The following is a 13,325-nucleotide window of genomic DNA, read 5'->3' as shown; positions in this document are numbered from 1 at the left end:
GAGCGGATCGGACCCGCAGCATACTCCTCGATCCGCCCCCTTCGCAGCCGCCTATGGCATCACAGGGCGGCTTCGACGATCGTCCGGCCGCTGATCGCCCGCTCGACGAGCTGTTCGTCGCCGACCTTTCGGATCGCGTCGTCGAGCAGCCCTTCCGGTTCCTCGGTCGCGACCTTCAGCAGGCCCGATAGCCCGCGCGCATCGAGCACCACGAGCGTTTCCATCGAATCCGCACGGCTCACGAGCACGCGGCGGAATGCCGGGCCCGCGCCGAAGCTCGCGCAAAGCTCGATCGTCTCGTTGCCGAGCGTGTAGTCGAAGTTCTTGATCATGTCCGCCGCCGTTGCATGAAAATGGCGACGCGCGACGGCGCGGCGCCGTGACGTCGACGCACCCGCGCGTGCCGCCGGCGCGCCGGACCAGAGGCCGGACCGTTCGCCGACATCGCCATGGTAGGCGTGCAGAATTAACGAAGACTTAAAGCGGGCGAGCCCCGTCCTGCGGTACCGTCAAGCCGCATCGAGCGGCTCGACCGTCACGCCGACCTTCAGCTCCTGATCCGCGCCGCCGCCGCGGATCACGCCGCGCAGCGGCGTCACGTCGGCATAATCGCGGCCGACCGACAGCATCACGTAGTCGTCGCCGGGCGCTCGATCGTTGGTCGGATCGAGTTGCAGCCAGCCGCCGTCCTCGGGCCACGCCGGGTCGTACACGTCGACCCACGCATGCGACGCGTCGGCGCCGATCAATCGCGGCTGGCCGGGCGGCGGCTGCGTGAGCAGGTAGCCGCTGACGTAACGCGCGGCCAGCCCGAGCGAGCGCAGCGCGCCGATCATCACGTGCGCGAAATCCTGGCAGACGCCCTTGCGCAGCCGCAATGCGTCGAGCGCCGACGTCGTGATGTCGGTGCTGTTCGGCGTGTATGCGAAATCGGCATGCACGCGCCGCATCAGGTCCCACGCCGCCTGCACGAGCGGGCGTTGCGGCGTGAAGCTCGCGGCCGCGTACGCGGCGAGTTCGGGGTCGCACGCCACGTGCGGCGACGTGAACACGAACTCGCTCGCCGGGTCGTATGGCTGCCCCGCGCGGAACCGCAGGCGGTCGCGCACGGCCTCCCATGCGGTGGCATGCGCGGCGTCCGGGTTCGCGATCGCGGGCGGCGGCGCGCCGCGCGCGCCGAGCGACCATACGGGCGGCGTCACGCGCACGGTGCTGCGGCTGCGCACCAGCAGCGTGTCGTGCGGCAGGTTCAGCGCGAACGACGCGCGCGCATTGCCGAACGCGTCGACTTCGGTACAGACCGATTCCGGTGCGGGTTCGATGTCGAGCGAGAACGACAGCACCTGCTGGCGCGGGGTCGCGAGCGGTTGCAGGCGTGCCTGGTGCTGCGCGGATTCGACGCGCGCCGCGTACCGGTATTCGGTGTCGTGCGTGACACGCAGCAACCGGCCCGGCGCGACGGGGGCCGGTGCGGCAGCCGGGGCTGCCTGCCGTGCGGCGCCGGAACCGGGCGGCGTCCTGGCCGCGCCTTTCGTCGTCACCATAGCGTCCTGCCCGCCTCGCGCACGTGGCTGAAATAGCGCTCGCCGATCCGGTTCGACAGTTCCCAGACGGCCTTCACCGCCGTGTCGAGCGCGGCGAGCAGCTTGTCGTGCCGGCCGTCTTCGGCGGTCTCGCACAGCTCGTGCAGCGACCACGCGGGGATGTCCGGAACCGTCTCGGCCAGCTCGGACAGCGCGTAGCCTTCGCCGCGCTCGACCTTCGTCAGCCGGCCGCGCAGCGCCTGCACGACCCAGCCGAGCGAGCGCGGGTTGTCGGTATCGAGCACGACGAGCGACAGCAGCGGCGCGACGTCGAAGCCGCGCTGGAATCGCGAGCGGAACGTGATCGTGCTGTCGAACAGTTCGAGCACGAGTTCGAAGCCGTCCTGACGATGCACCGCGCCTTCGTCGAACGCGAACTTCAGCACGCTGCATAGGAAGTCGAGCCGGTCGATCTGCCGGCCGATCGACAGCAATCGCCAGCCGTCGTCGCGCGTCATGTTGTCGGTCTGCGCTCCGGTGATCGCGCCGAGCAGCAGGCCGAGGCGCTCCAGCAACTGCAGCGCGTCGTTGCCGACCTGCTCCTCCGCTTCCTGCTGCCCTGCGCTGTCGGCGAACAGTTGGGTCGCGTCGTCGATCAGCCGCCACTGATCGCTCGACAGCCGTTCGCGGATCGCGGCAGCCGCGCCGCGCATGCCGAACAGGCACGACGCGATCCCCGACGTGCGGTCGGCGCCGCGCGTCAGCGACGTCGCCAGCTCATGCTGGAACGCGCGCGGCGCATCGACGGCGTGCGGCGCGTCGGCCGCGATCAGCCCGGTGTCGCGGCACAACGTGTCGATCAGTTCCAGATGCGCGGGGCTGTCGACGTCGTCCTCGCCGCGCAGACGTTCGAGCGCGGCGCGCGCCAGGCGCATCAGGTTGGTCGCGCGCTCGGTGTAGCGGCCGAGCCAGAACAGGTTCTCGGCCGCCCGGCTCGCGATCGCGCGGGGCCGTTCGACGAGGTCGTCGGGGCCGAGGTGCGTCTGCAGCAGCGTCGTCGAATCGACGATGCCCTCGGTCATCACCCACGTGTCGACGGTGCTGCCGCCGCGCGGCATCGGCGCATTGAACAGCGTGTCGCGCGTGCCGACCCGCGACAGCCCGCCCGGCAGGAGCCGCCAGCGCTGCGCGCCGTCGGCGAGCGCGAACACGCGCAACAGCAGCGGCTTCGGCACGATGCGCGCGCTGTCGTTGCCGTCGGGCGCGTCGGGCCGCGGCCACGTCGGCGCCTGCGACAGCGGCAGGTCGGCCTGCACCGTGTAATGTTCGGGCTGCGCGAGAATCCGCGCGCGCCATTCCGCCAGTTGCGCCTGCGTGAGCCGCGCGCCGATCACCGGCTCGAATGCACCGCCTTCCTGCACGTCGGGTGGATAGGTTGCCTTGACGATGCCGCGCGCGACCTGCGGCAGCGCATCGTCGCATGCGGCCGCTTCGCCGCACCACCACGAATGCACGGCCGGCAGCGTCAGCGTTTCGCCGAGCAGCGCTTCCGCGAGACGCGGCATGAAGCCGAGCATCGCCGGCGACTCGAGGAAGCCCGAGCCCGGCGCGTTCGCGAGCAGCACGTTGCCCGCACGCACGGCCTGCAACAGCCCCGGCACGCCGAGCATCGAATCGGGCCGCAGTTCGAGCGGATCGAGCCATGCATCGTCGACACGCCGCAGGATGCCGTGCACCGGTTCGAGCCCGCTCAGCGTCTTCAGGAATACGCGGTTGTCGCGCGCGGTCAGGTCGCCGCCTTCGACCAGCGTGAGGCCGAGATAACGTGCGAGATACGCGTGTTCGAAATAGGTCGCGCTGTGCGGCCCCGGCGTCAGCAGCACGATCCGCGAATTCTTCGCGGCGGGGCTGAGCGACTGCATGCTCTGCAGCAGCGCACGGTACGCGGACGCCAGCCGCTGCACGCGCAGCCCGCGAAACCCGCGCGGAAAGAGCCGCGACACGATCAGCCGGTTCTCGAGCAGGTAGCCGAGCCCGGCCGGGCCCTGCGTGTGCTGCGCGACGATCCGCCATTGGCCGTCGGGGCCGCGCGCGAGATCGAACGCGACGACGTGCAGCCAGGTATCGCCCGGCACGCGCGCGCCGCGCATCGCGCGCAGATAGCCCGGGTGGCCGGTGACGAGCGCGGGCGGCAGCAGCCCGCGCGCCAGGATCGTCTGCGGCCCGTACAGGTCGGCCAGCGTCGCATTGAGCAGCCGCACGCGCTGCAGTACGCCGCGCTCGATCCCGACCCAGTCCTCGGGCGTGACGATCAGCGGCAGCAGGTCGAGCGACCATGGGCCGACCGCGCCGTCGCCGGCGCGCTGCTCGTGCAACTGGTAGAACAGGCCGTTCTCGCGCATGCGCCGGTGCAGCGCGTCGGCGCGGCGGTCGAGGTCGGCCACGCCGTCGCTGCCGACCGACGTGAAGAAGCTGCGCCACGCGGGCGCCAGCGCAGGCGCGGTCAGGCCGGCCGCGCTGCCGCGCAGTTCGTCGTAGCGGCCGGCGGCGGCCGGCGCCGCGAGCGCGGCGGCCAGTTCGGCGGCGTCCGGCTGCGCGCCGGTATCGAAAAGCGTGGGCATCGCGTCGAGGGCGGCGGGATGGTCGAGGTCAATGGGCGGCACGATGTCGTTCCGTCGTCAAGGTGCGGCCGCGCATGCGCGCCGCCATTCAGGCGGCAAGCCGCGGCGCGCGGCCGTATTCTGCCCGCATCCTAGCATTCCGGCGGGGCCGCGACCGGCCGGTGCGCCGGGCGTTCGCGAACCGCGCATCGTCGTCCGCCCTGTCATCGATCGATCACGGCCGCCGCAAGTCGAGCGTGAACGGGAATTCGCGGCTCGGCGAGGCCGCCGCGACGTCCATCCTGCCCGGCGTGTGCCCGATCTCGACGAAGCGCGCGAGCCGGCGGCTCTCGGCTTCGTACGCGTTGACCGGGAACGTCGCGTAGTTGCGCCCGCCCGGATGCGCGACGTGATACCGGCAGCCGCCGAGCGAGCGTTGCAGCCACGTATCGACGATGTCGAACGTGAGCGGCGCGTGCACGCCGATGGTCGGATGCAGCGCCGACGGCGGCGACCACGCCTTGTAGCGCACGCCGGCGACGTACTCGCCGACGGTGCCGGTCGGCTGCAGCGGCAACGCGCGGCCGTTGACGGTCACGACGTGCCGGTTGTCGTTCAGCCCCGTCACGCGCACTTCGAGCCGTTCGACCGACGAATCGACGTAGCGCACCGTGCCGCCGGGCGCACCCTCCTCGCCCATCACGTGCCACGGTTCCAGCGCGCCGCGCAGCGACAGCTCCATCCCATTCACCGCGATCTGCCCGAACAGCGGGAAGCGGAATTCGAAGTGCGGCGCGAACCACGCCGGATCGAACGCGAAACCGGCGTCGCCCAGCTCGGCCAGCACGTCGTCGAAATCCATCTGAAGAAATTCCGGCAGCATGAACCGGTCGTGCAGCGCGGTGCCCCAGCGCGTGAGCGGCGTCGTGTACGGCGCGGCCCAGAAGCGCGCGACCAGCGCGCGCAGCAGCAGTTGCTGCACGATGCTCATCCGGGCGTGCGGCGGCATCTCGAACGCGCGCAGTTCGAGCAGGCCGAGCCGCCCGGTGGACGAATCGGGCGAATACAGCTTGTCGATGCAGAACTCGCTGCGGTGCGTGTTGCCCGTCACGTCGATCAGCAGGTTGCGCAGCACGCGGTCGACGAGCCACGGCGGCATGTCCTGCCCGAACAGCAGCTTGTTGCGCTGGATTTCCGCGAACGCGATGTCGAGCTCGTAGAGCTGATCGTTGCGTGCTTCGTCGACCCGCGGCGCCTGGCTCGTCGGCCCGATGAACAGCCCCGAGAACAGGTAGGACAGCGACGGATGGTTGTGCCAGTACGCGATCAGGCTCGCAAGGAGATCGGGGCGGCGCAGGAACGGGCTGTCGGCCGGCGTCGCGCCGCCGAGCACGAAGTGGTTGCCGCCGCCCGTGCCGACGTGCCGCCCGTCGACCATGAACTTCTCGCTGCACAACCGCGATTGCCACGCGGCGTCGTACAGGAATTCAGTGTGGTCGACGAGTTCGTCGAAACTCGCGGCCGGGTGGATGTTCACTTCGATCACGCCGGGATCGGGCGTCACCTGCAGCAGCTTCAGCCGCGCGTCGCGCGGCGGCGGATAGCCTTCGAGCACGAGCTTCACGCCGAGCGCGTGCGCGGTCAGCTCGATCGCGCCGAGCAGGTCGAGATAATCCTCGAGCGCGGCGAGCGGCGGCATGAACAGGTACAGGATGCCGTTGCGCACTTCGACGCACAGCGCGGTGCGCGTGATCCATGCGGCCGATTCGAAGCGCTCGGGCCGGCGATGCGGGTCCGCGGCGCCCGGTCGGCCGTGCGCGGCCGCGCCGTCGTCGCGCCACTGCATCACGGTCTGCGCGGACGCTTCGCGATGCACGCCGGCCAGATAGCGCGGCGCGTCGGCCGGGCCCGCGTAGCGCGCGCGAATGGCGGCGGCGTCCGGCAGCACGTCGCGCGGCGCGAACGGATCGCGCTCGACGAGGTACGGATAGTCGGCGCGCGCCGCCCACGGCAGCGAATCGAGCGGCAGCCGATAGCCCATCGGCGAATCGCCCGGCACGAGATACATCCGCTCGTCGCGGAAGAACCACGGGCCGGTCTGCCAGCGCGGCCCGTCGAGGCTTGGCTCCCCGTCCGTGCGCTTCACCGGCAGCACGTAGCCGACGACGCTGTCGAGCTGCTGCTCGAACACCTTGCGCAGTCGCGCGCGTTCGAGCTCGTCGTCCAGGCGCGCGTCGAACGGATCGACGTTGACGGGCAGCCGGCGCTCGCGCCACAGGTAGTACCAGACGTCCTCGTAGCCGGGCTGGATGAATTCGCCGGTCAGGTTCAACCGCGCGGCGAGCGCATCGATGAAGCGCTTCGCGTCGCCGGTGGTGTACGACGACGGCTCGCGCTCGTCGGCGAACAGCGACGGATCGTGCCACACGGGCTGGCCGTCCGCGCGCCAGAAGATCGACAGCGCCCAGCGCGGCAACTGCTCGCCCGGGTACCACTTGCCCTGCCCGAAATGCAGGAAGCCGCCGTCGCCGTATTCGGCGCGCAGCCGCTGCACGAGTTCGGTCGCGTAGCCGCGCTTGGTCGGGCCGAGCGCATCGGTATTCCACTCGGCGCCGTCGCGATCGTCGATCGACACGAAGGTCGGCTCGCCGCCCTGCGTGAGCCGCACGTCGCCGGCGGCCAGCGCGCCGTCGACCCGCGTGCCGAGCGCGAGCACGGCTTCCCACTGCGATTCGGTATACGGCTTCGTCACGCGCGGCGATTCGTACACGCGCGTCACGCTCATCTCGTGCTCGAACGACACCTCGCACTCGTCGATCAGCCCTTCGACCGGCGCGGCGCTCGTCGGCTGCGGCGTGCACGCGAGCGGAATGTGCCCTTCCCCGGCGAGCAGGCCCGACGTCGGATCGAAGCCGATCCAGCCGGCGCCCGGCAGGTAGACCTCGCACCAGGCATGCAGGTCGGTGAAATCGACCGACGTGCCGCTCGGGCCGTCGAGCGATTTCACGTCAGGCGTGAGCTGGATCAGGTAGCCCGACACGAAGCGCGCGGCGATGCCGAGATGGCGGCACAGCTGCACGAGCAGCCACGCGCTGTCGCGGCACGAGCCGGACGCGAGTTCGAGCGTTTGCGCGGGCGTCTGCACGCCGGGCTCCATCCGCACGAGATAGCCGATGTCGTGCTGAAGCTGCTGGTTCAGCGCGACGAGGAAGTTCACGGTGCCGGCCGGCGTGCGGTCGACGCCGTCGAGATACGCGCGAAACAGCGGCGCGGCGCTCGTCTGCGGATCGCATGCGAGATACGGCGCGAGTTCGGTCTTCAACGCGTCGTCATAGCTGAACGGGTATTGCTCCGCGCTCGCTTCGAGAAAGAAGTCGAACGGGTTGTACACCGACATCTCGGCGACGAGATCGATCGTGATCTCGAAGTGCTCGGTGCGCTCCGGAAACACGAGCCGCGCGAGATAGTTCGAGAACGGATCCTGCTGCCAGTTGATGAAGTGCTGCGCGGGCTCGACCGTCATCGAATACGCGAGGATCGGCGTCCGGCAATGCGGCGCGGGCCGCAGCCGCACGACCTGCGGGCCGAGGTTGACGAGCCGGTCGTAGCGATAGCGGGTGGTGTGATGCAGCGCGACGTGGATGGACATGGGAGCTCGAGTCGGGTTGGGCCGGCCGCGCACGCCGCGTCGATTGCGACGCGGCGGCCCGGCATGGCGGATGCGGCGAAGGCGCGCCGCGGGTCAGACGAGTTCCGGCGTCTGCACGACGCTGATCTCGACGCCGACGGCCGTCGCGCCAAGCCCCGTCACCGGCTGCGCGTCGCGATGGTCGAGACCGACCGCGATGCGCACGTAGCGTTCGTCCGGGCAACGGTTCATGAACGGGTCGAAACCGACCCAGCCAAGGCCTTCGACGTATGCCTCGGCCCATGCATGGCCGGCCGGCTGCTGCGTCAGCACCGTGGGCTGCGGCTGCGCGCCGAGCGCCGCGTGCGGCCGCCCCTGCGACTGCGACTGCGATTGACCTTGCGACTGCGATTGCGCGGCATGCGATGCACCGAGCACCTGCTGCATCCCGTCGCCGCTCTGCAGCGCGAGCGCTTCCTCGTCCTCGACGTCGGCCCCATTCTGCTTCGCGTCGGCGATGCGCTGCATCGCGCTGTCGGCCAGCACGTAACCCGAGATGTAGCGCGCGGGGATCTTCAGCACGCGAGCGGCCGCGATGAACGCGTGCGCATGGTCGCGGCTCGTGCCCTCGCCGCTTTGCAGCGCGGTTTCCGCATCGACGGGCGCGTCGGCGGCCAGGTTCGGCGCATACGCGATGCGGCCGTGCACTTCCGTCATCAGCCAGTGCAATGCGTCGAGGCCGTACGGCTCGATCGGCAGCGCCTGCGCAAGTGCGCGCACGGTATCGCCCGCCTTCGTGAGCGCGGTCTCGCGCTCGAAGATCCACGGCGGCGCATAGCCTTCGGGATTGCCGACGATACCCGCCCGGTCCTGCGTCTCGACGACGCCGGCCGCCACGACGACGATCTCGGCCTTCTCGCCGCGATCGTGGCGCACGAGGTCGATCCGGTTGCCGAGCCCGTCGGCGTAAGACAGCGTCGGCTCGACGCCGTCGATCGTGACCTGCCATGCGCGCACCGTCTGCCCGGGGCCCGACTGCGGGCGCAGCCGCAACCGTTGCAGTGCATGGGTGGCCTGATCGTCGAACTGATAACGCGAAATGTGTCGGATGGCGAGTCGCATGGCAAGTCTCAGTCGAAGTTGTAAGCCTGGGCGATTTCGAGCCCGAGGCTGTTGTTGCGGCCGATGAAGTCGGTCAGGAACTCGTGCAGGCCGCTCTTGAAAATCCGCTCGACCGACGTATCGGACAGCATTTGCAGGATCTTCGTGGCCGTGTCGTGACACGGGTGTGTCACGCCGTAATCCTTCGCGAGCAGGTTCAGGCTCGACACGACGCGCCCGTAGCAATAGCGCAGCGAACGCGGCATGCGGCCGTTCAGGATCAGGTAGTCGGCGATGTTCAGCGGTTTGTACTGCACGTCGTACACCCAGCGGTACGAGCGATGCGCGGCCACGCAGCGCAGGATCGTCTCCCATTGGTAGTTGTCGAGGATCGTGCCGACGTGCGATACCGACGGCAGCAGCAGGTGGTATTTCACGTCGATGATCCGCGCGGTGTTGTCCGCGCGTTCGATGAATGCGCCGATCTGCGCGAAATCGAAGATCTCGTTGCGCAGCATCGTGCTGTAGAAGCTGCCGAGGATCAGCGCGGTTTCGCGCTTCACTTCGTCGAGCACGGCCGGCAGTTCGCTTTCCGGCACTGGCTGCGCCAGTGCGCGGCGCAGCGCGAGCCACGCGCCGTTCACGCTTTCCCACGCCTCTCGCGTCAATGCCGTGCGCACCATCCGCGCGTTCGAGCGCGCGGCCTCGATGCACGACAGCACGCTCGACGGGTTGTCGCGGTCGCGCAGCAGGTAGTCGGTCACGGTATCGGCCGCATACGCGTCGTATTTCTGCCGGTAGCCGTCGTCCGCGCCCGAGCTGACGAGCACCGACGACCATTCGGCCGGCGCGTCGGCCGTGCGCGTGAGCGCCATCCGCAGCCCGGCATCGACGATGCGCGCGATGTTTTCCGCGCGCTCGATATAGCGGTACATCCAGTAGAGACCGCTTGCAGTACGTCCCAGAAGCATCTCGTGTCCACTCCGTCTTCGTTCGGTTCGCGCGCCGGCGCCGGCGCGCGCGGTCGTGCCCGGCTCAGTCGGCCAGCACCCAGGTGTCCTTGGTGCCGCCGCCCTGGCTCGAGTTGACGACGAGCGATCCTTCCTTCAGCGCGACGCGCGTGAGCCCGCCCGGCGTGATGCGGATCCGGTCCGACACCAGCACGAACGGCCGCAGGTCGACGTGGCGCGGCGCGAGGCCGGCGTCGGTCAGGATTGGCGTCGTGGACAGCGCGAGCGTCGGTTGCGCGATGTAGTTCGCGGGACGGGCGCGCAGCTTCGCGGAAAACGCGTCGAGTTCGGCCTTCGACGCGCACGGCCCGACCAGCATCCCGTAGCCGCCCGAGCCGTGCACTTCCTTCACGACCAGTTCGTCGAGATGCGCGAGCACGTACTTGAGGCTGTCGGCCTCGCCGCAGCGCCAGGTCGGCACGTTCTCCAGCAGCGCCTTGCGGCCCGTGTAGAACTCGACGATCTCGGGCATGTACGAGTAGATCGCCTTGTCGTCGGCGATGCCGGTGCCCGGTGCGTTCGCGATCGTGATGTTGCCGGCGCGGTACACGTCCATGATGCCGGCCACGCCGAGCACCGAATCGGGGCGGAACGTGAGCGGATCGAGGAACGCGTCGTCGACGCGGCGGTACAGCACGTCGATCTGCCGGAAGCCTTCCGTCGTGCGCATCGCGACGCGGCCGTCGACCACCTGCAGGTCGCTGCCCTCGACGAGGTGCACGCCCATTTGATCGGCGAGGAACGAATGTTCGTAGTACGCGGAATTGTGGATGCCGGGCGTGAGCACCGCGATGGTCGGGTTGTCGGCGTTGCCGCCCGGCGGGCACACGGCCGCGAGCGACTGGCGCAGCATCTGCGGATAGGTTTCGACCGGACGCACCTTGACCTGCTGGAACAGCTCGGGGAAGAGCTGCATCATCGTTTCGCGGTTTTCCAGCATGTACGACACGCCGGACGGCGTGCGTGCGTTGTCCTCCAGCACGTAGAACTCGTTTTCGCCGGTGCGCACGATGTCGACGCCGATGATGTGCGTGTAAACGTTTCCGGGCGGCCGGAAGTCGATCATCTCGGGGATGAACGCCTCATTGTGCGCGATCAGGTGTTTCGGCACGATGCCCGCGCGCACGATTTCCTGGCGGTGGTAGATGTCGTCGAGGAACGCGTTCAGCGCCATCACGCGCTGCTCGATGCCGAGCGACAGCCGGCTCCATTCCGCCCCCGAGATGATGCGCGGGACGATGTCGAATGGAATGAGCCGCTCGGCGGCCTCCGCGTCGCCGTAGACGGCGAACGTGATGCCCGTCCTGCGGAACACGCCTTCCGCGTCGTGGGCCTTCTGGGCGAGGCTCGCAGGGTCCTGCGTGTCGAGCCATTGTTTCAGGCGCGCGTAAGGCGCCCTCACCATGTCGCCGGATTGCAGCATTTCATCGAATGGCTTCATCGATCTTCTCTCCATCGATCGTTTTCCCCGGCATTGCGCATGCCGGACCGGCGTACTGATTGCTTTGCAAGGAACGTGCCTTGCTCGATCCCTTCGATATCCCCCTGTTTCGCGCCGCCCAGGCACGCCTGCGCGGCATCGCGCACCACAACGGTGCAACGGCGGAGGCGACGGGCGCTCGCGGTGCGTCGCGAGCGCGCACGGCCGATGCTGCGCCGCATCCGACGAACATAGTTCCCCCGCGTGTCACGAATGTGCAATCTGCACTGCACCAAAAACGGCGAGCCGGGCCCCCGGAACGACCGTGAACGGGCGGGCCGGCACGCACACGGCGCAGCCGGCCCTTGGGAAAGCGCCGTCCCGGCGGCCGGGACAGTCCGACGCGGTGAACCGTCCGGTTAACTGGTCCGGCCCCTCAACGCTATGCAGCCGTAATCCCGCCGACAACGCCCATGCATATTTCGACTGACACCGATCGAAAAAAAACATCGGCCCGAGCGGCGCGATGCGGGGTACGCTAGAACGTTGGTGCAGCAGACGGCGCCGCCTTTCAGGCGCCCGACTATAAAAAGCGAAGATCGAAATGGAAGCAAAGTGGCTGGAAGATTTCCTGAGCCTGGCGGATACCAAGAGCTTTTCCCGGGCCGCGCGTCACCGGCACCTGACGCAGTCGGCGTTCAGCAGACGAATCGCCGCCCTCGAAACCTGGATGGACGCGAAGCTGGTCGACCGGAGCATCAACCCGGTCGCGCTGACGCCCGCCGGCCAGATGTTCCGCGGGCTCGCCGCGGACATCCTGCGCAGCATGTATGCGGCGCGCAATCTCGTGAACGGCTACGACCAGTTCGCGGCGAGCGACCAGGTCGTGCGCTTCGCCGTCGCGCACACGCTCGTGTTCACGCTGTTTCCCGAATGGCTCAAGCAGCTCAATAGCGAGGTCGGCCACGTGACCGCCCGCGTCAATGCGGTGAACGTGCCGGAAGGCGTGCAGCAACTGGTCGAAGGCGAATGCGACCTGCTGCTCGGCTATCACCACCCGCAGTTGCCGATCGTGCTCGACCCGAACCATTTTCCGTTCGTCAGCCTCGGCGTCGAGCGGATCCTGCCGGTGTCGTCGCCCGACGCGCGCGGCAAGCCGGTGTTCCAGCTGCCCGGCACGGCCGACGCGCCGCTGCCGCTGCTCGCGTATTCGTCGGGCGCATTTCTCGGCAACATCGTCGAGATGCTGCTGCTGAACGCGACCGAGCCGTATGTGCTGCACCGGTGTTTCGAGACGCACATGTCCGAGGCGCTGAAAGGCATGGTCGTGGCCGGGCACGGCATCGGCTGGCTGCCTGAAAGCTGTGTCGCGAAGGAGCTCGCGGACGGCACGCTCGTGTGCGCGGGCAGCGGCGACTGGATCACCGAGCTCGAAATCCGCCTGTATCGATCGGCGCGCAAGCGCGGGCTCGCGGCCGAACAGCTGTGGGCCTACATCATGAACCGGCCGCGCACGGCGCTCGACGGTGCGATCGGTATTGAAGAGGCGGCCGCGCCGCCGATGCGCGGCGCGCGGCGAAGCGCGGGCGGCAGCCGCTGACCGCGCATTCGCGCCGTGAACGTCCACGGCGCGAATGCGCGTGGTTTCAATAGCATTCGATAATCCTGCCCGACTCCATAAAATCCCTCGCCGACCTGTAATCGATCTGGAGAAAACGCAAACGTTTGCGATTCACGTCGTATTTTTTACTGTTTTCCGTATTAAGTAAGAATATTCAGCCTTATTTTCAGGCAGAAATACCTTGTTACACAAGTTTCCAATTACCTGTAACCACTGGAATCATAGAAAATATCGCACCCTCATTTCTCAATCCGTGACCTGTATCCCGACATTCATAGATTCTCCTTGAATACAGACGCAATAGTTTCTTTTATCAGTCGTTATTCTTCGGCATGAAAGTCGATACCTCCGACGTGATTCAAAGCGTGCTCGATCATCGCTACCGGCGAGCAAATTCCATGATCGGAATTATCGACTTTATT

8 protein-coding genes are annotated in these 13,325 nt (G+C 68.2%); 1 reads left to right on the top strand and 7 read right to left on the bottom strand.

Annotated elements, in window-relative coordinates; all coding sequences use genetic code 11:
* Positions 1 to 59: 59 nt before the first annotated feature.
* From AC3IFE_RS22200 to AC3IFE_RS22170, 7 genes are all read right to left on the bottom strand, one after another.
* Positions 60 to 332 (bottom strand): hypothetical protein, encoded by a 273-nt coding sequence (locus tag AC3IFE_RS22200; RefSeq protein WP_089469567.1) that lies wholly within the window; start codon positions 330 to 332, stop codon positions 60 to 62.
* A gap of 177 nt (positions 333 to 509) precedes the next feature.
* Complete coding sequence (locus tag AC3IFE_RS22195; protein WP_489191970.1) at positions 510 to 1,544, bottom strand: transglutaminase family protein; 1,035 nt, start codon at positions 1,542 to 1,544, stop codon at positions 510 to 512.
* Entirely contained in the window at positions 1,538 to 4,144 is a 2,607-nt protein-coding gene (locus tag AC3IFE_RS22190; RefSeq protein ID WP_489192059.1) for a circularly permuted type 2 ATP-grasp protein, read from the bottom strand. The genes AC3IFE_RS22195 and AC3IFE_RS22190 overlap by 7 nt, the downstream gene beginning before the upstream one ends.
* Before the next feature lie 214 nt (positions 4,145 to 4,358).
* Complete coding sequence (locus tag AC3IFE_RS22185; protein ID WP_489191968.1) at positions 4,359 to 7,772, bottom strand: transglutaminase family protein; 3,414 nt, start codon at positions 7,770 to 7,772, stop codon at positions 4,359 to 4,361.
* A gap of 93 nt (positions 7,773 to 7,865) precedes the next feature.
* Positions 7,866 to 8,873, bottom strand: a complete 1,008-nt coding sequence (locus tag AC3IFE_RS22180; RefSeq protein ID WP_489191967.1) for a transglutaminase family protein — start codon at positions 8,871 to 8,873, stop codon at positions 7,866 to 7,868.
* Positions 8,874 to 8,881: 8 nt separating this feature from the next.
* Positions 8,882 to 9,823: an alpha-E domain-containing protein gene (locus AC3IFE_RS22175; protein ID WP_089469562.1), complete on the bottom strand. Its 942-nt coding sequence runs from the start codon at positions 9,821 to 9,823 to the stop codon at positions 8,882 to 8,884.
* A gap of 64 nt (positions 9,824 to 9,887) precedes the next feature.
* Positions 9,888 to 11,303: a circularly permuted type 2 ATP-grasp protein gene (locus tag AC3IFE_RS22170; RefSeq protein WP_089469561.1), complete on the bottom strand. Its 1,416-nt coding sequence runs from the start codon at positions 11,301 to 11,303 to the stop codon at positions 9,888 to 9,890.
* A gap of 583 nt (positions 11,304 to 11,886) precedes the next feature.
* On the opposite strand from AC3IFE_RS22170, the gene AC3IFE_RS22165 reads away from it, so the two are divergent.
* On the top strand, positions 11,887 to 12,882 hold the full coding sequence (locus tag AC3IFE_RS22165) for a LysR substrate-binding domain-containing protein (RefSeq protein WP_089469560.1): 996 nt from the start codon (positions 11,887 to 11,889) through the stop codon (positions 12,880 to 12,882).
* The last annotated feature ends 443 nt before the right edge of the window (positions 12,883 to 13,325 follow it).

The sequence above is a fragment of the Burkholderia sp. APQ4-4ca genome (genome assembly GCF_057837105.1).
The sequence above is the reverse complement of the archived record's forward strand: the minus strand, read 5'-3'. Positions and strand labels throughout refer to the sequence as shown.